This window comes from Kitasatospora azatica KCTC 9699, from assembly GCF_000744785.1.
Lineage (GTDB): Bacteria > Actinomycetota > Actinomycetes > Streptomycetales > Streptomycetaceae > Kitasatospora > Kitasatospora azatica.
Window position 1 is genome coordinate 2,478,187 of record NZ_JQMO01000003.1, and the last position, 19,920, is coordinate 2,498,106.

The 19,920-nt window shown below is 73.2% G+C and carries 21 protein-coding genes; 12 read left to right on the forward strand and 9 right to left on the reverse strand.

Translation table 11 applies throughout. From position 1 onward, the window contains the following. Nucleotides 1–88 precede the first annotated feature (88 nt). Nucleotides 89–1,009, forward strand: coding sequence for a hypothetical protein (locus tag BR98_RS21655; protein WP_035847040.1), 921 nt, complete (start codon nucleotides 89–91; stop codon nucleotides 1,007–1,009). 73 nt (nucleotides 1,010–1,082) lie between these two features. On the opposite strand, the gene BR98_RS21660 is transcribed toward BR98_RS21655, so the two are convergent. Then, on the reverse strand, nucleotides 1,083–2,912 hold the full coding sequence (locus BR98_RS21660) for an acyl-CoA dehydrogenase (protein WP_035847042.1): 1,830 nt from the start codon (nucleotides 2,910–2,912) through the stop codon (nucleotides 1,083–1,085). 208 nt (nucleotides 2,913–3,120) lie between these two features. Between BR98_RS21660 and BR98_RS21665 the strand changes: the two genes are divergently transcribed. The 3 genes from BR98_RS21665 to BR98_RS21675 all read left to right on the forward strand — a co-directional run bounded on the left by BR98_RS21665 (nucleotide 3,121) and on the right by BR98_RS21675 (nucleotide 5,456). Next, nucleotides 3,121–3,669 carry an SseB family protein gene (locus tag BR98_RS21665; protein ID WP_035847044.1) on the forward strand — a complete coding sequence of 183 codons (549 nt, stop codon included), beginning with the start codon at nucleotides 3,121–3,123 and terminating at the stop codon, nucleotides 3,667–3,669. Nucleotides 3,670–3,838: 169 nt separating this feature from the next. Then, complete coding sequence (locus BR98_RS21670) at nucleotides 3,839–4,789, forward strand: pirin family protein (protein WP_035847046.1); 951 nt, start codon at nucleotides 3,839–3,841, stop codon at nucleotides 4,787–4,789. Nucleotides 4,790–4,871: 82 nt separating this feature from the next. After that, nucleotides 4,872–5,456 (forward strand): TetR/AcrR family transcriptional regulator, encoded by a 585-nt coding sequence (locus tag BR98_RS21675; protein ID WP_035847048.1) that lies wholly within the window; start codon nucleotides 4,872–4,874, stop codon nucleotides 5,454–5,456. Here BR98_RS21675 and BR98_RS21680 read toward each other — a convergent pair. Further along, complete coding sequence (locus BR98_RS21680; RefSeq protein WP_035847050.1) at nucleotides 5,441–6,262, reverse strand: protein phosphatase 2C domain-containing protein; 822 nt, start codon at nucleotides 6,260–6,262, stop codon at nucleotides 5,441–5,443. The genes BR98_RS21675 and BR98_RS21680 overlap by 16 nt on opposite strands. Before the next feature lie 365 nt (nucleotides 6,263–6,627). Here BR98_RS21680 and BR98_RS21685 point away from each other — a divergent pair, with 365 nt between their 5' ends. Then, a complete protein-coding gene (locus tag BR98_RS21685; RefSeq protein ID WP_035847052.1) occupies nucleotides 6,628–6,852 on the forward strand; it encodes a DUF5302 domain-containing protein in 225 nt (74 codons plus the stop codon). Nucleotides 6,853–6,940: 88 nt separating this feature from the next. On the opposite strand, the gene BR98_RS21690 is transcribed toward BR98_RS21685, so the two are convergent. Beyond that, nucleotides 6,941–7,585 carry a TIGR03086 family metal-binding protein gene (locus tag BR98_RS21690; protein ID WP_051970031.1) on the reverse strand — a complete coding sequence of 215 codons (645 nt, stop codon included), beginning with the start codon at nucleotides 7,583–7,585 and terminating at the stop codon, nucleotides 6,941–6,943. Between the two features lie 66 nt (nucleotides 7,586–7,651). Next, the gene (locus BR98_RS21695; RefSeq protein ID WP_035847054.1) at nucleotides 7,652–8,293 is read right to left on the reverse strand and encodes a TetR/AcrR family transcriptional regulator; all 642 of its coding nucleotides are present in this window, start codon (nucleotides 8,291–8,293) and stop codon (nucleotides 7,652–7,654) included. Nucleotides 8,294–8,396: 103 nt separating this feature from the next. Between BR98_RS21695 and BR98_RS21700 the strand changes: the two genes are divergently transcribed. After that, nucleotides 8,397–9,566, forward strand: coding sequence for an acyl-CoA dehydrogenase family protein (locus tag BR98_RS21700; RefSeq protein ID WP_035847055.1), 1,170 nt, complete (start codon nucleotides 8,397–8,399; stop codon nucleotides 9,564–9,566). Here BR98_RS21700 and BR98_RS21705 read toward each other — a convergent pair. The 5 genes from BR98_RS21705 to BR98_RS21725 all read right to left on the reverse strand — a co-directional run bounded on the left by BR98_RS21705 (nucleotide 9,557) and on the right by BR98_RS21725 (nucleotide 13,323). Beyond that, on the reverse strand, nucleotides 9,557–10,204 hold the full coding sequence (locus BR98_RS21705) for an FtsX-like permease family protein (RefSeq protein WP_035847057.1): 648 nt from the start codon (nucleotides 10,202–10,204) through the stop codon (nucleotides 9,557–9,559). The two genes, BR98_RS21700 and BR98_RS21705, sit on opposite strands and share 10 nt — an antisense overlap. 201 nt (nucleotides 10,205–10,405) lie before the next feature. After that, nucleotides 10,406–10,642 carry a hypothetical protein gene (locus BR98_RS21710; RefSeq protein ID WP_051970032.1) on the reverse strand — a complete coding sequence of 79 codons (237 nt, stop codon included), beginning with the start codon at nucleotides 10,640–10,642 and terminating at the stop codon, nucleotides 10,406–10,408. A gap of 44 nt (nucleotides 10,643–10,686) precedes the next feature. Continuing rightward, nucleotides 10,687–11,748, reverse strand: coding sequence for an allantoicase (alc, locus tag BR98_RS21715; RefSeq protein ID WP_051970033.1), 1,062 nt, complete (start codon nucleotides 11,746–11,748; stop codon nucleotides 10,687–10,689). Nucleotides 11,749–11,786: 38 nt separating this feature from the next. Beyond that, nucleotides 11,787–12,689 carry a LysR family transcriptional regulator gene (locus BR98_RS21720; RefSeq protein WP_035847061.1) on the reverse strand — a complete coding sequence of 301 codons (903 nt, stop codon included), beginning with the start codon at nucleotides 12,687–12,689 and terminating at the stop codon, nucleotides 11,787–11,789. A 10-nt stretch (nucleotides 12,690–12,699) separates the two neighbouring features. Then, complete coding sequence (locus BR98_RS21725) at nucleotides 12,700–13,323, reverse strand: ATP-binding protein (protein ID WP_035847063.1); 624 nt, start codon at nucleotides 13,321–13,323, stop codon at nucleotides 12,700–12,702. Nucleotides 13,324–13,563: 240 nt separating this feature from the next. On the opposite strand from BR98_RS21725, the gene BR98_RS21730 reads away from it, so the two are divergent. From BR98_RS21730 to efeB, 6 genes are all read left to right on the forward strand, one after another. Then, nucleotides 13,564–14,418: a hypothetical protein gene (locus BR98_RS21730; RefSeq protein ID WP_051970034.1), complete on the forward strand. Its 855-nt coding sequence runs from the start codon at nucleotides 13,564–13,566 to the stop codon at nucleotides 14,416–14,418. A gap of 98 nt (nucleotides 14,419–14,516) precedes the next feature. Further along, entirely contained in the window at nucleotides 14,517–15,260 is a 744-nt protein-coding gene (locus BR98_RS21735; protein ID WP_083976821.1) for a YcnI family copper-binding membrane protein, read from the forward strand. Between the two features lie 70 nt (nucleotides 15,261–15,330). Continuing rightward, a complete protein-coding gene (locus tag BR98_RS21740; protein ID WP_035847065.1) occupies nucleotides 15,331–16,020 on the forward strand; it encodes an SCO family protein in 690 nt (229 codons plus the stop codon). Then, the gene (locus tag BR98_RS21745) at nucleotides 16,020–16,502 is read left to right on the forward strand and encodes a copper chaperone PCu(A)C (RefSeq protein ID WP_035847068.1); all 483 of its coding nucleotides are present in this window, start codon (nucleotides 16,020–16,022) and stop codon (nucleotides 16,500–16,502) included. The genes BR98_RS21740 and BR98_RS21745 overlap by 1 nt, the downstream gene beginning before the upstream one ends. 7 nt (nucleotides 16,503–16,509) lie before the next feature. Then, the gene (locus BR98_RS21750) at nucleotides 16,510–18,555 is read left to right on the forward strand and encodes a copper resistance CopC/CopD family protein (RefSeq protein ID WP_035847070.1); all 2,046 of its coding nucleotides are present in this window, start codon (nucleotides 16,510–16,512) and stop codon (nucleotides 18,553–18,555) included. Between the two features lie 78 nt (nucleotides 18,556–18,633). Further along, nucleotides 18,634–19,848 (forward strand): iron uptake transporter deferrochelatase/peroxidase subunit, encoded by a 1,215-nt coding sequence (efeB, locus tag BR98_RS21755; protein ID WP_035847072.1) that lies wholly within the window; start codon nucleotides 18,634–18,636, stop codon nucleotides 19,846–19,848. The last annotated feature ends 72 nt before the right edge of the window (nucleotides 19,849–19,920 follow it).

Genomic DNA, 19,920 nt, shown 5'->3' on the forward strand with positions numbered 1-19,920 from the left:
GCCCCGGGCGGTCGGGTTCCGGGCCACCGGGCCCGACCGCCGTCCCGCCGTCCCGCCGTGTGGCCACGGACATCCGCCAGGAGAGCCCATGACCGTTTCGCCGAGGACCCGCCCGCTGCTCACCGTGCTCGGGCTGACCGGCCTCCTGCTGCTCACCGGGTGCGGCGAGTCGCACCCGGGTGGGGCGACGGCGACCCTGCCGCCGCTCGGTGCCGTCCCGGTGGTGACCGATCCGCAGCAGATCACCTTCCCCACCGACCCGTACGTCCTCACCGTCGCCCAGCTCAGGCAGCTGGACCGGGCGCAGAACGCGGTGACGGTCCGTTGCATGAAGGGCTTCGGCTTCACCAGCAAGGGCGTGACCGCGGTCGGCCTGGACCAGGAGGCCGCGGTCAGGCTGTCGCGCAACCCGGTGTTCGGGGTCTTCAACCCGGCCCAGGTGGCCGCCAAGGGCTACGACTACTTCGTCGCCATCCCGCCCGCCGACCCCGCCGGCGGCCCGGTCCCCTCCGCCGAGGAGCAGACCGCGCTGAACGGGACCGATGCCACCGGCCGGCCCGTCGACAGCGTCAACGGCATGCCGCTGCCGCCCGGCGGGTGCGCGAAGAAGGGGCGGGACGCGGTCGGCGGGAAGGCGCCGGTGATCGCGGACTCCGCGCTGCCCGACGGCGGCCCCAGGACCCCGCCGAGCGACCCGAGGATCGCCGACGCCTACGCCAAGTGGGCCGCCTGCATGCACGGCAAGGGCTACACCTATCCGGACCCGACCGCGGCGGTCAGCGATCCGAGGTGGAAGAAGGACGCCACCGGCGCCTCCCCCCAGCAGATCGCCACCGCCGGCGCCGACGTCCAGTGCAAGATCGAGAACAACACCGTCGGCGTCATCGTCGCCGTGGAGTCCGCCTACGGCAGGCTGTACATCGACTCCCACGGGTCGGCCCTCACCGCGTACCGGCAGCGGCTGGACGAGACGCTCGCCAAGGCGGCCGGGCTGGTCGCCCAGGGGTGAACAGCACTGTGGGGCCCGGTAGGCACGGGCCCCACAGTGCTGAGGGTGGGTCAGGCAGTCAGGGTGAAGCGGCTCAGAACGCGTCCTCGGCCAGCTCCATGACGTCCAGGTCGACGCCCTCGGCGATCAGGCGCTGCGCACTCAGGGCGGGCAGCACGTTGCGGGCGAAGAACCGGGCGCCGGCCACCTTGCCCTGGTAGAAGGCGAGGTCCTTGCCGGTGGCGCCGGCGTCGATCTTGGCCTGGGCCACGACAGCCTGGCGCAGCAGCAGCCAGCCGACCACCACGTCGCCGGAGGCGAGCAGCAGGCGGGTGGTGTTCAGGCCCACCTTGTGCATGTTCTTGACGTCCTGCTCGACCGCGGACAGGTCGGCCAGGGCCTTGCCGACGATGGCCTCCAGGTCGCCGGCCGCCTTGGCCAGGAACTCGCGCTCGGTGGCCAGGGCCTCGCCGCCCTCGCCCGCGGCGAGGAACTTCTGGATCTGCTCGGAGACCGCGGTCAGCGCCTGGCCGCCGTCCTTGACGATCTTGCGGAAGAAGAAGTCCAGGCCCTGGATCGCGGTGGTGCCCTCGTAGAGGGTGTCGATCTTGGCGTCCCGGATGTACTGCTCGATCGGGTACTCCTGCAGGTAGCCGGAGCCACCGAAGGTCTGCAGGGACTGGGCGAGCTGCTCGTAGGACTTCTCCGAGCCGTAGCCCTTGACGATCGGCAGCAGCAGGTCGTTCAGGCGCTCGGCGGCCTCGTCCTTCTCACCGCGCAGGCGGGCGGCGAGCATGTCGTCCTGCACCGAGGCGGTGTAGAGGACCAGGGCGCGCATGCCCTCGGCGTAGGCCTTCTGGGTGAGCAGCGAGCGGCGCACGTCCGGGTGGTGCGTGATGGTCACGCGCGGCGCGTTCTTGTCCATGAAGTTGGCGATGTCCGCGCCCTGCACGCGCTCCTTGGCGTACTCCAGCGCGTTCAGGTAGCCGGTGGACAGGGTGGCGATGGCCTTCGTGCCGACCATCATCCGGGCGAACTCGATGATCTTGAACATCTGGCGGATGCCGTCGATCTTCTCGCCGACCAGCCAGCCCTTGGCCGGGTGCTTGGCGCCGAAGGTCATCTCGCAGGTGTTGGAGGCCTTCAGGCCCATCTTGTGCTCGACGTTGGTGGCGTAGACGCCGTTGCGCTCGCCCAGCTCGCCGGTCTCCCAGTCGAAGTCGAACTTGGGGACGATGTAGAGGCCCAGGCCCTTGGTGCCCGGCTTGCCGCCCTCGGGGCGGGCCAGCACCAGGTGGATGATGTTCTCGGACATGTCGTGCTCGCCCGAGGTGATGAAGCGCTTCACACCCTCGATGTGCCAGGAGCCGTCCTCCTGCTTGATCGCCTTGGTGCGGCCGGCGCCCACGTCGGAGCCCGCGTCGGGCTCGGTGAGCACCATGGTCGAGCCCCAGAGGCGGTCGGTCATCCGCTGGGCGACCTTCAGCTGCTCCTCGGTGCCCTCCTCGGCGATGACGCCGGCGAAGGCCGGGCCGGAGGAGTACATCCAGATCGCCGGGTTGGAGCCGAGGATCTGCTCGGCGAAGGCCCAGATCAGCGAGTTCGGGGTGACCTGGCCGCCGATCGACTCCGGGATGCCCAGGCGCCACCACTCGGCGTCCATGAAGGTCTGGTAGCTCTTCTTGAAGCTGGCCGGGATGGGCGCGGTGTTGGTCTCCGGGTCGAAGACCGGCGGGTTGCGGTCGGCGTCGACGAAGGAGGCGGCCAGGTCGTTCTCGGCCAGCCGGGAGATCTCGCTGAGGATGTTCTTCGCGGTCTCGACGTCCATGTCGGCGAACGGACCGGTGCCGTACACCTGGTCGCGACCGAACACCTCGAAGAGGTTGAACTCCACGTCCCGCAGGTTGGACTTGTAGTGACCCATGGCCGTTTCTCCGGTTCGTCGCTTCCGGGTGCGCTTCCCACGCCCCTTACCCGCCAGTAGACATCATGATGCTACCCGTTAGTAACTTCTTCAAGCCCTTCGCTGTGAATCCGGCGTGAACGTAGTCACGTCCGGACAGCTCCATCCCAGGCCTTCTTGTCCGATCCGGCCGCCGCACAAGGCCCCCTCGGCCCGCTAGCCTGTCCGTGTGTACGGCTATGAGCAGAGCCCCGGTGGGGGCTACCCCGGCGACCCCTACCAGCAGGCTGGGCAGCAGGGCGGGTACGGGCAGCAGGCGTACGGCGCCCAGCCCGGCCCCGGCATGGGTGCTCCCGGCATGAGTGCAGGGTACGGCGAGCAGGCGCAGACTGCCGGGCAGTCGCTCTACCCCGAGCCCTCGCCGCCCTCGCTGGCGGACGCCGTACGCGCCTTCACCACCGGCTCGATGCCGGTGGAGGACTTCCAGGCCATCTTCATCACCTCCAAGGTGCACTGCCCGCGCGGCGACCGGCCGGGCTTCCTGGCGCTGCACAACACCCCCACCCCGGTGATCCCGATGTTCAGCTCGCTCAAGGAGCTGCGGCGGTACGCGGGCAAGGAGTCCAAGTACTTCACCGTCTCCGGGGCCGAGGTGCTGGACCTGCTGCCGACCGGGTACGGCTTCGCGCTGGACATGGAGGGCGAGCACCGGATGGTGTTCGACGCCAAGGCCGTGGAGCAGATGGTGGACTTCACCATGCGGCGGATGTACGGCTGACGCCGACTTCGTAGACGGCTGACGCCGACTCCGTAGACGGCTGACGCACCCCGAGGGATCGGCCGCCGCCGCCCCTCGGAGACATAGTTCAATCTTCAACTTGCTTCTTGTTGAGGATTGAACTAATCTCGCGGTTGTAGGCCAGAACACCCAGACCAAGGAGGCCGACATGCCCGCCGTGACCGTCGAAAACCCGCTGACCCTCCCCCGCGTCGCCACCCCCGACCCCGCCGTCACGGCGCCGCGCCCGGTCCTGGCGGTCGCCACCGCGCCCGAGGGCTTCGAGGGCGAGGGCTTCCCGGTCCGCCGGGCCTTCGCCAAGATCAACCAGAAGTACCTCTCGCCGTTCATCATGATGGACCAGATGGGCGAGGTGGAGTACGCGGCCGGGGAGCCGAAGGGCACCCCCTGGCACCCGCACCGCGGCTTCGAGACGGTGACCTACCTGATCGACGGCGAGTTCATCCACAAGGACTCGCACGGCGGCGGCGGCCACCTGGGCGGCGGTGACACCCAGTGGATGACGGCCGGCTCCGGCATCCTGCACATCGAGACCCCGCCGGAGTCGCTGGTGCTGACCGGTGGCCTGTTCCACGGCATCCAGCTCTGGGTGAACCTGCCGGCGGCGGACAAGATGACCGCCCCGCGCTACCAGGACATCCACGGCGGGCACGTCAAGCTGCTCGCCACCCCCGACGGCGGCGCGATCCTGCGCCTGATCGCCGGCGAGCTGGACGGCCACCAGGGCCCCGGCTCCACCCACACCCCGATCACCCTGCTGCACGCCACCCTGACCCCGGGCGCGCAGCTGACCATCCCGTGGCGCAAGGACTTCAACGCTCTCGCCTACGCGCTCAACGGCGCGGGTACGGCCGGCGCCGAGGCCCGTCCGTTCCACACCGGTCAGGCGGTGGTCTTCGGCGAGGGCGACACCCTGACCATCAAGGCCGACACCCAGCAGGAGTCGCGCCACCCGAACCTGGACGTGATCATCCTGGGCGGGCAGCCGATCCTGGAGCCGGTCGCCTGGTACGGCCCGTTCGTGATGAACAGCCACACCGAGCTGCAGCAGGCGATGGAGGACTTCCAGTCCGGCAAGTTCGGGCACCCGGTGGCCTAGGGCCGCCCGTCCGGCCCCGGGGAGCCCCGAGCCGACTGCCTAGAATGGTTAGGCAAGGCTCGGGACCCCAGGGGAGCAACGGATGGCGCGCGCCGGACTGACGACCGACCGGGTGGTGACCGCCGCCGCCGACCTGGCGGACGAGATCGGTCTGGAGCAGGTCACCGTCTCCGCGCTGGCCCGCGGCTTCGGAGTGAAGGACCCGAGCCTGTACTCGCACGTCAGGAACCTGGACGAGCTGCGCGCCCGGGTCTCGGTGCTGGCCACCGGTGAGCTGGTCGACCGGCTCACCGCCGCGGTGGTGGGCCGGGCCGGGCGCGAGGCACTGGGCGCCTTCGCGGACGCCTACCGCGGCTACGTCCTGGCCCACCCGGGACGGTACGCGGCCGCCCAGCTCCAGATCCCCGCCGAGACGCCGGGCGCCGAGCTCGCACACCGGCGGGCCGGCGAGATCACCCTCGCGGTCCTGCGCGGCTACGGCCTGGCCGAGCCCGACCTGACCGATGCCGTCCGGCTGCTGCGGGCCACCCTGCACGGCTTCGCCGTGCTGGAGGGCGCCGGCGGCTTCGCCCACTCCAGGCCGGCGCAGGCCTCCTGGGAGCGAACGGTGGACGCCCTGCACACGGCGCTGACCGACTGGGCGGGTCAGGGTCAGAGGCGCGCGTAGACGGCTGTCGCGTCGTCGTGCGTCTTGCCGCGCGGCCAGCGTGCGCAGCGCGGGTCACCGGTCTCCGCCTCGCGCACCCGGGCGATCAGCGCGGCGGGGCCGCCCTGCGCCATCAGCCGCAGCGCCTCGGTCCAGTCGCCGAGCGCGAACCGCTCGGTGTAGCGGCTGGCGCCGTCGGTCAGCGCGGCCACCGCACGCAAGGTGTCCAGCCGGACGAAGCCGGTCTCGGCGTGTGCTGCCGCCTTGGGACTGGCGGCGGCGATCCACGGGCCGTGCCCGGTGTTGCGCACGGCACGCAGCGCGAGCGAGTAGCGCAGGTGCAGCGCGGTGCGCTCCTCACTGCCCGGCTCGGCCGCGCGCATCGCCTGCCGCAGCTCCTCGCCCTCGGCGTAGTGCTGGTTGTCGCCGACCACCCTGGGCCGGCCGCTGGTCGGTTCCAGCACCAGCAGCGAGTCGCCGAGCACCAGGTACTCCAGCGAGGCGCCGTGCAGCCGCGCCGCCACCACCATGGCGGCCGGGGTATTGGGGTGGGCCAGGTCGCAGCGGCCGCCGTGCAGGGCGGCGGTCTCCACGATCGCGTCGGCCAGGCACTCGGCGATGGACCGGTCCGAGCGGTCGGTCAGCCGGGCCAGCAGGTGCACGCCGAGCCGGCGGACGTACCAGGCGGTGCCGTGCCGGCAGCCGGACTCCATGCCCAGTGGCGAGCTCGATCCGTCGAGCAGCACCAGGGCCTCGGGGGTGGCCGAGGCGAAGTCCTCGCTCTCCCGCCCCGGTTGCTCGGCCTGCGCGGCCAGCTGTACCTGCATGCCGCCAGTGTGCGGTGCGCGGGCCGCCCGGGGACAGCCCCCGGCACGGGTTCGCCCGTACGGGGGGCGACGGCGGGTCGGATTGGCGGGGCGTTCGAATTTCACCTAGCGTCACATACATCGCTTAACAGACAATTCGCCAGGATGGGGCAGGCATCATGTGGTGGCAGGCGCTCTTGGTCTCGCTGGCTGCGTTCGGGTTTCCGACCCTGGCCCTGCTGTACCTCATCGGTGGGCCGAACTACCGCGACCAGCGCGGGCCGGCCCGGCACGCTCGGCAGGCCGGAAACTGACCGCACGTCGGCCGCCCGGCATGACAGAGTGGCACCGGTATGACCAGGCACATTCCCGTCCAGGAGGTTCCGATGACCAGCAGCGACGCAGCAGCGGTGGAGCAGGGCGAGGGCTCCGAGCCGCCCGCGGCCGACGCGCAGGACGACGTGAAGGCGAAGTTCCTGGCCGCCCTGCAGCGCAAGCAGGGCGGCAAGGGCGAGGGCGCGGCCGGCGGTCCGGGCGGAGACTCCAAGATCCACGGCACCCATGGGGCCGCCGGGGGCAAGCGCACCTTCCGCCGCAAGAGCGGCGGCTGACGGAGCGTTGTCCGTCGTACGGAGGGGGCCGGCGCCATCGGGCGCCGGCCCCCTCCGGCATGTCGTCCCGCCGCGCCGGGCGGGGTCGCTAGGCCCGCCAGGCGGGGTCGCGGCCGAGCAGGCGCAGCGCCTGCTCGAACGGGCCGGCGGCGTCGGGGATTTCGGTGGCTTCGGCGGTTCCGGCGGTTCCGGCCTCGGGCAGCACGGGCGCGAAGGACCGCCCCGGGGCGCGGGTGGCGGGGTCGGCGGGGACCTGCTGGGCGACCCGCAGCAGTGGACGGGCCAGCTCGGGCGGGCAGTCGAACGGCAGGTCGAGGGTGACGGCGAGGTCCCAGCCGTGCACCAGGGTGTCCAGCAGGTGGAAGCCGATCGCGTGAGTGGCCGGGAAGTCGACGCCGCGCCGGATCTCCGGCAGCGCGAAGGCGCGACCGGTGGTCTCGGCGGCCTCGAAGGACTCGACCAGCTCGGCGGCGGAGTCGGCGAAGCCGGCCAGGGCGGTGAAGGCGACGCCCGGCGCGTCGGGCAGCGGGCGGTCGGCGAAGACGCCGGGCCGCTCGCCGTCGCCGCGGGCGGCGGCCGCGAAGCCGTACTGCTGGCCGATCAGGTGCTCCAGCAGGCGGCGCAGGTCCCACCCCGCGCAGGGGGTGGGACGACCGAGGTGCTCGCGCCGGACGGCGGCCACCACCGGGGCGACGAGCGCGAGCGCTTGGGCGTGGGAACGCGAGATGCTCATGACTCGGACGCTAGCACGATCGTTCGGTCAGTTTTCGGCCAAACCCGAGACCGGGCCGACCGGCACTCATTCCGACGGCAGCAAGGACTCGTCGACGGCCTCCGAGCGGAGCAGCAGCAGCACCGAGCGGCGAGCCCGGGCGTAGGGTGCGTCGCCGCCGTGCAGCAGGGACAGCGCGTTGGCGTACTCCAGGAAACTGCCCAGCTCGAAGGTCAGCTGACCGAGGTCCGCGTCCTGGCGCAACTCCCCTGCCGCGCGGGCGGCTTCACAGAGTTCCAGGAGCAGCTTGTGCCAGCCCTCACTGCTCTGGGCCAGTGCGTCCCGCACCCGCCCCGGCTGGGCGTCGTACTCGGCGCCCACCGCGTAGAAGAAACAGCCGCCGGCGAACACCCGGGTCCGCGAGTACTCCAGCCAGCCCTCCGCCAGCGCCCACAACTGCCCGACCCCGGGCGGGAGTCGGCGCACCGGGTCGATCACCGTCTCACGGTAGATCCGCTGCGCCGCCCGGACGGTGGCCAGTTGCAGCTCCTCCTTGGAGCCGAACAGCGCGAACACCCCGCTCTTGCTGAGCTCCAGCTCGGCGGCCAACCGCCCCAGCGACAGCCCGCCCAGCCCTTCGACCGAGGCGATCCGCACCGCCCGGGCCAGCACCAGCCGCCGCGTCTCGTTGCCCTTCTGCACCCGGCCGTCCGTCGTGGGATCCGTCACCGCCCAGCACCGTCCTCCCTGTGACCGTCGCTCCTTCCCAGTCAGCGTAAAGGCTGATACGGATGGTTCCGCTCACGAACCCCACACCCTCAGGAGCCCTGGAATGTCCGGACCCGACCCGATCGACCTGCTCGCGGTGGGCGAGCTGCTGACGGACGAAGAGCGGCTGATCGGTGACACCGTGCGGCGGTTCACCGAGGACCGGATCCGCCCGCGGCTGGCCGACTGGTTCGAGCAGGGCGTCTTCCCGGCCCGCGAACTCGCCCCCGAGCTCGGCAAGCTGGGCCTGCTCGGCATGCACCTGGAGGGCTACGGCTGCGCCGGGGCCGGCGCGGTCGCCTACGGGGTGGCCTGCCTGGAGCTGGAGGCGGCCGACTCGGGCCTGCGCAGCTTCGTCTCGGTCCAGGGCTCGCTGGCGATGCGGGCGATCCACGCCTTCGGCTCCGAGGAGCAGAAGCAGCGCTGGCTGCCGGGCATGGCGGCCGGCGAGCTGATCGGCTGCTTCGGCCTGACCGAGCCCGACTTCGGCTCCGACCCGGGCAACATGCGCACCACCGCCCGCCGCAAGGGCGCCGACTGGGTGCTCTCCGGCTCCAAGATGTGGATCACCAACGGCTCGATCTCCGACGTCGCGGTGGTCTGGGCGCGGACCGAGGACGGCGTGCGCGGCTTCCTGGTCCCGCGCGGCACCCCGGGCTTCACCGCCACCGACATCCACGGCAAGCTCTCGCTGCGCGCCTCGGTCACCAGCGAGCTGCACTTCGACGAGGTCCAGCTGCCCGCCGACGCGGTGCTGCCCGGGGTCAGCGGCCTGCGCGGGCCGCTCTCCTGCCTCAACGAGGCCCGCTACGGCATCCTGTGGGGCACCGTCGGCGCGGCCCGGGACTGCTACCAGTCGGCCCTGGAGTACGCGAAGACCCGGATCCAGTTCGGCCGCCCGATCGCGGCCTTCCAGCTGACCCAGGAGAAGCTGGTCGAGATGGCCCTGGAACTGGAGAAGGCCCATCTGGCGGCCTGGCGGATCGGGCGGCTCAAGGAGGAGGGCAGGGCCAGGGCCGCGCACATCAGCTTCGGCAAGCTGAACAACGTGCGCACGGCCCTGGAGATCGCCCGCAGCGCGCGGACCATCCTCGGCGCGAACGGGATCACCACCGCGTACCCGGTACTGCGGCACGCCAACAACCTGGAGTCGGTGCTCACCTACGAGGGGACCAGCGAGATCCACACCCTGGTGCTCGGCGAGGCGATCACCGGGGAGTCGGCCTACCGCTGAACCCCTGACCGCTGGGCCTTCAGCGCGAGCCGTCCCGGCAGCGCGGTGCCCGCCAGCACCAGCGCCCCCGCCAGGGCCAGCACCGCCGCGTACCCGGGCCACTGCCACCCGGGCGCGGCGGTGCCGGTCATCCCGGCGCTGAAGGCGGTCAGCACGGCGAGCGCGATCGCACTGCCCAGCAGCAGTCCGACGGCCAGCAGGCCCAGGCCCTCGAAGCGGAGCATCCGCAGCACCTGGCGCCGGCTGGTCCCGGTCAGCCGCAGCAGTGCGAACTCCTTGCCCCGGCCCGCGGTGGACATCGCCAGGGTGTTCACCACCGCGATCGCGGCGAAGGCCAGCACCAGCACCATGGCCAGTTCGTTGACCTCGGCGTTGCTCTGCTCGGCCGTGGCCCCGACCTCGCGGGACTGGGCCCGGTCCAGGACCGCGACACCGGGGAACGCGCCGACGGCCCGGGTCAGTGCCGCCCGGGTCGGCGTCCCGTCGGTGGCGACCAGCACGGCCGAGGCCAGCGGGTCGTCCAGGTGCGGGGCGAGCAGCGCCCGACCGACCGTCAGGTCACCGAAGCCCAGGCCGCGGGAGTAGACGGCGCGCACGGTCAGGGTGACCGGGGTGCCGTCGCCCAGCACCAGCTTCACCGGGCCGCGCAGAACAGCGCGAGGAAGGCGCCGAGGAAGGCGCCGCGGCGGTGGCGCAGGGTCTGCCAGGCGTAGCCGAAGAGCATCAGACCCACCCGCCGGACAGCTCGGTTCTCGTCATGCCCGCAAGCGTGGCCGAGCGGGGTGGTCGCGCACATTGCGGCGGACCGCCCGACTGGGCGGGGGGTTAACCCCCGGGCGCTATGGCAGGTAGTCCTTGCGTTCGTGCTCGTCGGCCAGGAAGGGCACCGACTGGAACCAGTTCACCCCGCAGGACTTGCAGCACTTCTCCGCGGTGCGGCCCCACTCGGTGGAGTCCAGGGTCGCCGCGTCCTCGGGCAGGTCCCGTCCGCACAGGCCGACGTGCTCCTCGTCCACGACCATGTGCCACTGCTTCACTGGGCCGGAGCGGCCCTCGTCGCCGTACTCGGCGTGCATCCGATGCAACATAACTCCACAGTGCTCCCGGGCCGGGGCCGACGCTAGGCGAGCGAGCCGTGCAGGCGCAGCCGGGCGATGCCGCCGTCGGGGAAGACGTCCAGCCGGGCGTGGGTGGCGGGGCGGGCGTCGGTCGGCACGAAGCGGTGCAGGGCGTCGGGCTGCAGCTCGGTGCGCCCGACCAGCTCGAACCAGCCGGGGGCCGCCGGGTCGGCCGGGTCGCCGGCCTGCGGGTCGGCGGCGTCGAAGCCGAGCACGGCGGCCCAGCCGGCGGCGTTGCCGACGTAGTTGGCGGTGTCGATCTCCACCGCGCGCACGCTGCCCCGGCCGGCCAGCCGCAGGCGCACCCAGTCGTGGCCCTCGTCGCGGCGGCGGCGGTTCTCCCAGCCCTCGCCCATCTCACGGGAACGGCCGGGCAGGATCAGGTTGACCGGCGGGGAGAAGAAGCGGTCGGAGGCGTCCTCGATCCGGCCGCCGTGCTCCAGCGCGGCCAGGTCGAAGCTGCCGAGCGCGGCCAGCCAGGCGGCGTCCGGGCGGCCCTCGCCGTGCACCCGCAGCCGGGCGATGCCACCGTCCGGGTACTGGTTGAGCCGCAGGTGGGTCCAGCGGCGGCGGTCGGCGACCGGGAAGCCGTTGGCGGCGTGGCCCTGGACGGGACTGGGCGGGACCAGCTCCGTCCAGTCGGCGGCGAGCAGCTGCTCGGGGCCCGGGGTGCCGGGCAGCTCGGTGGCCTCGACGCTGATCCGCTGCGGGTAGTTGCCGCGGAAGTGCGCGGTGTCGACCACGATGCCGTGCACCACGCCCGGCAGGCCGAGCCGGATCAGCGCCCAGTCGTGGTCGGTGGTGCCGGCGTGCGGGCGGGCGGCGGTGCCGCGCCGGCGGCGGGTCTCCCAGCCGTCCATCAGCTGGCCCTTGGGGCCGAAGGTGTGCGGCTGGAAGACGGCCGGCTCGGGGCGGAGCAGGTTCTCCCGCTCGGCGAAGAGCTCGTCGTTGGCGGCGAGCACGCCGGCGCCGAGGCGGCGGTCGGCGAGGTCGGGCAGGTCACGGTAGCCGTGGTCGGCGGCGAGGTCCTGGTAGTCGGCGTAGCCGACGTCGTTGGTGGTCATGAGTCCACTGTGCGCGCCGATAATTGTTCAGGTCCATCTCAAATAACTGACTGAAACGTTGAGGCAGCCTTAACGATTTCCCGGACCAGCCGACGGACCGGCGGCGCCCCCTCGGTCCCGGCCCGGACCGCCGCCACCACTCGACGGCTCGGCCGGTCGGCCGGCAGCGTGCGGACCACCACCCCCCGACCGCCGCCCGCCAGCAGCCTGGGCACCAGCGCCACCCCGAGGCCGGCGCCGACCAGCGCCAGGATCGCCGACCAGTCGGCCGCGGTGTGCGCCCGCTCCGGGACGAACCCGGCCTCCGCGCAGGCGCCCAGGGTGATCTCCCGCCACGGCCCGGAGCTGCCGAAGATCCACGGCTGGTCGGCGAGTTCGGCCAACCGCAGCTCCCGCTGCCCGACCGCCGGATGGTCCTGCGGCAGCGCGATGTCCAACGGGTCGTCAAGCAACCGGCGCTGCACGAACCTCGGATCGGCCCCCTGCACATTGAGCGAGACCGAGACGTCCACCTCGCCCGCCGCCAGCAGCTCCACCGCCTCCCCCGCCTCGGCCTCCACCACCCGCACCCGCAACCGCGGCGCCCGCTCGCGCAACCGGGCCACGGCCGGCACCACCAGCCCGGTGATCGCGGTGGCGAACGCCCCGACCCGCACCTCCCCGGCCTCCCCGTGCAGATACCCCGCCAATTCCGCCTCGGCCTGCTCCAGTTGGCCGAACACCCGATCCGCGTGCCGCAGCAGCAGGCGGGCCGCCCCGGTCAGCCGTACCCGCCGCCCGTACGCCTCCAACACCGGCGCCCCCACCTGCCGCGACAGCGTCGCCAACTGCTGGGACACCGCGGAGGGCGTGAGGTTCAGGTGCGCGGCGGCCGCGGTCACCGTGCCGTGCTCGTCGAGGGCTTGCAGGATGCGGAGCTTCTTGAGGTCCCAGTCGGTCACCCGCGCAAGGCTAGGACGCCACCCGCAGGACCGCGTCGTCGCGGCGCTTGAGGAGCTTCTCGAAGCTGACGATGGCGCCGCGTTGGGGGTGGTTGTGCAGGTGCACGTGGTCGGTGAGGGCGCGGATCAGGAAGAGGCCGCGGCCGCTCTCGGCGGTGAGGTCGGGGATCCGGTCGAGATCGGGGAGGCGGGGGCCGGCCGGGAGCGGGCGGCCCGGGGGGAGGACGTGGGTGTCATAGGCGGTCGGACGGGAGCGGCGGGCCGGGCCCAGCAGTGCCGGGAGCGAGGCCCGGCCACGGCGCCGGCGCGGCCGCGGACCGCCGTGCGCGACCAGCGGGCGGGCCGGTGCCGGGCGGCGGGCCGCAACCAGGTGCGGGGCGACCGGCAGGCCAGGGCCGGAGTCGACCACCTCGATCCGCAGCAGGTCGCCGTCCAGCACGGCGGTGACCTGGAAGCCGCTGCCGCCGCCGGCGTGCTCGACCGCGTTCGCGCAGGCCTCGGTCAGCGCCAGGCCGAGGTCATGGGCGATCTGCGGGTCGACCCCGGCGCTCTCCATGGTGCCGAGCAGGATGCGTCTGGCCAGCGGAACGCTGGCCAGCTCGCGCTTGAGGTGCAGAGTCCACCAGATGTCCACGATCGGTCCCTCCTGGCTGGGGCTCCACATACAACTAGGTATTGCCTGACGATCGGGCCATGAACCGTCCACCGACAACCGGTCCCCCCATTCGGCGGATGGACCAGCGCGGCACGGTGTGCGCTGCGGCGCGTGCCGCAGCCCGCACGCCGGGGCCGAAAGAGTCACCGAGCAGGGGCGCGACAACATCGCCCACCCCGGACCGGCGGGGTCGGGGGCCGGTGAGATGATGGCTCGGCCATGACCAGCCTCCACCCCGCCGCACCACTGGGCGCCGCCGACCGGGCCGCCCGGCCGTTCGGCGTGGCCGGGTGGGACCTGCGGGTGGTGCGGGCGGTGCCGTTCGCACTGGTCTGCACGTTGATCGCCGCGCTCGGGCACTGCGTGGCGGGGGGTGCCGCGCTGCCGCTGTCGACGCTGGCGCTCGGCTTCGTCGCGGTCTGCGCGGTGGCGGCCCTGCTCGGCGGCCGGGAGCGCTCGCTGGCCGGGATCGCCGGGGCGCTCGGCATCGGCCAGCTCGGCCTGCACCTGCTCTTCCACAGCGCCGGCCACACAGCGATGGCCGGGATGACCGGGATGACCCGGCCGCTCGGCGCCGCCGGGACCGCCGGACTGACGCTGGAACAGGTCGCCGGACGGCTGCTCTGCAACGACGCCCCCGGCGCGGCGCGGATGCTGCCGCCCGGAATCAGCGCCGAGCAGTTGGTCGGCGACGCCGGCCTGGACCCGCAGGCCTACCACTCGACGCTGGCCGCCGGCCCCTGGTGGGCCTTCGGCCTGACCCCCGCGATGCTGGCCGGCCACCTGGTGGCCGCTGTGCTGGCCGGCTGGTGGCTGCGGCGCGGCGAGGCCGCGCTGTGGCGACTGGTCCGGCTGACCGGTCGCGCCGCCGCCCGCGAGCTGGGCGAGTGGACCGCTCCGCTGCACCGGGCACTGGCCCTGGTCGCGGCAGTGCTGCGCGGGCTGCTGGGCGCGGCCCGGCTGCGGGTGCGCACCGCGCGCCCGGACTCCGGGAGCGACCGGCTGCCGTTGGCGGCCGCGCTGCGGCACAGCGTGATCCGGCGTGGTCCGCCGGTGGCGGCCTTCGCGCACTGACCCCTCCGTCTAAGCGGTCGGGTCGCGCGTCCAGTACGTCGTCACCCCACCCAGTACCAGGGCAGTGGACTGCCCTGCACCCGATGGAGACCGCACCCATGCGTTCGCTTCCTGCCCGCCGCCTCGCCACCACCACCGCCGTTCTGCTCGCCGCGGGCACCGTACTGGCCACTGCCGGCCCCGCCTTGGCGCACGTCACCGTGCAGCCGGGCACCGCCCAGCAGGGCGGCTACACGGCCGTCTCGTTCCGGGTCCCGGACGAGAGCGACACCGCCAGCACCACCAAGGTCGAGGTCAACTTCCCGACCGACCACCCGGTCGCCTCGGTCAGCACCCAGCCGCTGCCGGGTTGGACCGCCACCGTCGAGAAGTCCAAGCTGGCCACCCCGATCAAGACCGACGACGGTGACAGCATCACCGACGCGGTTTCCAAGATCACCTGGACTGCCGACGCCACCGGCAAGATCGGCCCCGGCCAGTTCCAGGAGTTCAAGGTCTCGCTCGGCCCGCTGCCCACCGACACCGACCAGCTGGTCTTCAAGGCGCTGCAGACCAAGGACGACGGCACCGTGGTGCGCTGGATCGACGAGGCCAAGGACGGCCAGCCCGAGCCGCAGCACCCGACCCCCGTGCTCAAGCTCACCAAGGCCGGCGCCGCCGCCTCGCCCGCCGCCGACAACCACCAGATGACCGCCTCGCAGGACAGCAGCAAGTCGGCCGCCGCGAGCAGCGCCTCCTCCGACTCCACCGCCCGTACCCTCGGTGTCGTCGGCATCGTGGTCGGTGTGATCGGTGCCGCGCTGGGCGTGGCCGGCCTGCGCCGCAAGGGCGCCTCCTCCTGAACGCACAACCCGCCGGGGCGGTAGGCAGCTGCCGCCCCGGCGGGCCCGGCCACACCGATCGGATCCCGTCATGCCCCGTACCCCCCGCCGTCGGACCTCCCGCCGAGTGGCCGGCGCCGCCGCCCTCGCCCTCGCCGGCGCGCTCGCCCTGACCGGCTGCGGCTCCGGCGCCGCCGGCTCCGCAAACTCCGGCAGCGCCGCCGCCGTCTCCAAGGAACCCAACAACTCGCCCTACCAGGGCACCCCGCTGGCCCGGCACTTCGACAAGCCGGACCTGGTGCTCACCGACACCAGCGGCCAGCCCTTCGACCTGCGCCAGCGCACCGCCGGACGCACCATGCTGCTCTTCTTCGGCTACACCAGCTGCCCGGACGTCTGCCCGACCACCATGGGCGACATCGGCGTGGCGCTGCAGAAGCTGCCCGCCGAGGAGCAGAAGAAGATCGACGTGGTCTTCGTCTCCACCGACCCGCAGCGCGACACCACCAAGGTGCTGCGGACCTGGCTGGACTCCTTCGACAAGGACTTCATCGGGCTGACCGGCGACCTGGACAAGGTCAAGGCCGCCGCCAAGTCGCTGGGGATCCTGGTCGAGGACCCGGTGGTCAACAAGGACGGCTCGGTCACCTCCTCGCACGGCGCCCAGGTGCTGGCCTTCCTGCCCTCCGACGACAAGGCGCACGTGCTCTACCTGAGCAACACCGCTCAGCAGGTCTTCGCCCACGACCTGCCGCTGCTCGCCAAGGGGGTGGCCGCCTGATGGCCGCCGCCCTCGGCTTCCGCCGGCTCTCGCTGGCCGGTGCCGCGCTGGCGGCCGCACTGACCGCGACCGTGATAGTCGTCGCCTGCGGCGGCGGCCCGGGCGGCCGGGCGGGCGCCGTCCTGCGGGTCGACGACTCCTACATCCCGCTGCCGGCCGGGGACGGGATGGCGGCCGGCTATCTGACGGTCAACAACATCGGCGACCACGCCGACAAACTGGTCCGGGTGACCAGCCCCGGCGCCAGCTCGGTGACCATGCACCGCTCCACCGAGACCAGCATGGAGGCGGTGCAGAGCCTGGAGGTGCCGGCCGGCGGCGCATTGAAGCTGGCCCGCGGTGGTATCCATCTGATGATCATGGGCTGGCAGAAGCCGCCGGCCGTCGGTGACCAGCTGGAACTCGACCTCACCTTCGAGCGCGCCGGCACCGTCGCCGTCCAGGTACCGGTCAAGCCCCTCACCTACCGCCCCGGGAGCTGACCCACCGATGCGCAAGCTCGTCCTCAGCTGGCTCACCACGGTCGGCGCCCTGCTGGTACTGCTGCTCGGCACCGCCGGTCCGGCCTCCGCGCACGCGGCGCTGGTGCGCACCGACCCCGGGCAGAACTCGGTGGTCGCCACCGCGCCCGAGGCCGTGACCCTGACCTTCAGCGAGGGCGTGACGCTGGCCGAGGACTCGGTACGGGTGCTCGACCCGAGCGGCAGACAGGTGGACACCGGGAACCCCGGGCATGCCGACGGCAAGGGCGACACCGCCCGGGTCGGGCTGCGCAGCGGGCTGGCGAACGGGACCTACACGGTGGCCTGGCGGGCCGTGTCGGAGGACTCGCACCCGGTCGGCGGGGCGTTCACCTTCTCGATCGGCGCCGCCTCGGACACCTCGGTCAAGGCCTCGCAGGTGCAGGGCGAGAACGCCGACAGCGTGGTGGCCGCGCTGTACGGGACCGGCCGGGCGGTGGCGTACGGGGCGTTCGCGCTGCTGGTCGGCGTCGCGGCGTTCGTGCTGCTCTGCTGGCCGGGCGGGGCGGCGACCCGGGCGGTGCAGCGGCTGCTGATGGGCAGTTGGGTCGCGCTGCTGCTGTCGACGGTGGCGGTCCTGCTGCTGCGCGGACCCTACGAGCGGGGCACCGGGCTGAGCCAGGCCTTCGACCTCTCGTTGGTCCGCGGCACCCTGGACGAGCGGCTCGGCACCGCGCTGGCGGCGCGATTGCTGCTGCTCGCGGCGAGCGGGGTCTTCCTCTCGCTGCTGGTCGGCCAGCTCGGGCAGCAGCCCGAGCCCACGACCGAGCAGCCCGCCACCGAGCAGCCCGCGACCGAGCAGCGGTCCGGCGACGCCGAGGAGGACGAGCTGCGCCGACTGGAGCGCCGGGCCGCCGAGCGCCCGCAGCGTGAGGCGCGCCTGGCGCTGGGCGTCGGCGGGCTGCTGCTGGCGCTGGCGTTGGCGGGCACCTGGGCCGGCGCCGACCACGCGGCCGTGGGCATCCAGGTCTGGCTGGCGCTGCCGTTCGACCTGCTGCACCTGGTCGCGATGGCCTGCTGGCTGGGCGGTCTGGTCACCCTGCTGGTCGGGCTGCGGCACGGCGCGGGGACGGCCGTCGCCGACCGCTTCTCCAAGGTCGCGCTGACGGCGGTGGCGGCGCTGGTGGTGACCGGGCTCTACCAGGCCTGGCGCGGGATCGGCTTCTCCTGGTCCGCGCTGGTGGACACCCGCTACGGGCAGCTGCTGCTGGTCAAGGTCGGCCTGGTGCTGGCGATGCTCGCGGTGGCCTGGTTCTCCCGCCGCTGGACCGGCCGGCTGCGCGCGGCGCCCGCGGCAACCGACGCCGAGGCGCTGGAAGTCGAGACACCGGAAGTCGAGGCACTGGAAGTCGAGGCACTGGAAGTCGACCAGGGCGACGTTGCGCGCACCGGTACTCCCGAGCAGGCCGACCCGGTCCGGCGCGCGCAGCTGGCCCGGCAGCGGGCAGCCGTGACCCGGGCCAAGCAGCAGCGGGTGCGCGAGGGCTCGCCGGTGCAGGCGGGGCTGCGCCGCTCGGTGCTGATCGAGGCCGGGATCGCCGTCGCGGTGCTGGTGGTGACCACCATGCTGACCAACTCGCCCCCCGGCCGGGTGGCCGCAGCGGTGGCCGCGAGCAGCGCCCAGAACCCGGCGGCGGGCAGCGCGCCGGGTGCGCCGACGGTCCCCGGGCGGACCGTCGAACTCGCCCTCCCGTACGACACCAAGGGCAGGACGCCGGGCGCGAAGGGCACCGCCAAGCTGACCCTCAACCCGGCCCGCACCGGCGCCAACCAGCTCACCCTGCTGCTCACCGACACCGCCGGGCAGCCGGTGGACGTGCCCGAGGTCCAGGTCTCCTTCACCCTGCCCGACCGCGACCTCGGCCCGCTGCCGGTGACCCTGACCAAGTCCGGGACCGGCAGCTGGACCGGCACCGCCAGCCTCTCGCTGGCCGGTGAGTGGGTGGCCGAGGTCGTGGTGCGCTCCTCGGACATCGACCAGGACACCGAGACCAAGCAACTCACGATCGGCTGAGAACCAGATGGGCAAGGCACGGACCCGATGAAGGCACTGACCCGATGAAGGCACTGACCCGATGAAGGCACTGACCCGATGACTGAGTACGCCGGTTTCTCCCGTCGGGCGCTGCTCGGCGGCACCGCCGCGGGCCTCGCGGCCGGCGCCACCGGCGGGGCGCTGGCCCGGGCCGCGGCGGTGCCCGCGCTGCCCCGGGCGACCCCGCTGGGCGCCGCCCGGGTGGACTTCCACGGCCCGCACCAGGCGGGAATCCTGCAGCCGCAGCAGGCCCGGGTGCAGCTGGCCGCCTTCGACCTGGCGCCGGGCGCGGGCCGCCAGGGGCTGCAGAAGCTGCTGCAGCTCTGGTCGCAGACCGCGGGCCGGCTGGCGCTGGGCGAGCCGGCCGGGCCGCACGAGAACCAGATCGCGCTGGACGCCGGGCCCAGCTCGCTGACCGTCACGCTCGGCTTCGGTGCCCCGCTCTTCGACAAGACGGGCCTGGCCGCCCGGAAGCCGCCGGCGCTGGCCCCGCTGCCCGAGTTCCCGCAGGACGCCGTCGACCGGGCCCGCAGCGACGGCGACCTGTTCGTGCAGATCGGCGCGGACGACGCGCTGGTGGCCTTCCACGCACTGCGGGTCCTGCAGCAGCAGGCCGCGGGCACCGCCGCGATCCGCTGGCAGATGGCCGGCTTCGCCCGCACCCCGGGCGCCACCGCCCAGCCCCGCACCGGCCGCAACCTGATGGGCCAGATCGACGGCACCAACAATCCCAGGCCCACCGATCCCGACTTCGCCGCCCGGGTCTTCGCCGCCGGCCCCGACTGGCTGGCGGGCGGCTCGTACCTGGTCTTCCGCCGGATCCGGATGCTGCTCGACGACTGGGAGAACCTGTCGACGGACCGTCAGGAGCGGTTCGTCGGACGGCGCAAGTCGGACGGCGCCCCGCTCTCCGGCGGCACCGAGCGCACCCCGGTCGACCTGGCCAGGCAGAACCCGGACGGCACCCTGGCGATCCCGGCCGACGCGCACATCCGGCTCGCCGCCCCGGCGGCCAACGGGGGTGCGGCGATGCTGCGGCGCGGCTTCTCCTACGCCGACGGTTCGCTGCCGGACGGGTCGCCGGACGCCGGCCTGCTCTTCCTCGCCTTCCAGGCCGACCCGGCGCGCGGCTTCGCCCCGGTGCAGCGCGCGCTCTCCCGCGGCGACGGGCTGTCGCGGTTCCTGCGGCACGAGGCCAGTGGCCTCTACGCGATCCCGCCGGGCGTGCCGTCCGGTGGGGGGTACCTGGGCCAGGCCCTGTTGGAGGGCTGAGACCGGACCCCAATTGCCGGCCGGTCCGGTCCACGCACTGGGACCGTGGCTCCGGCGGGCCACAGAAGTGGC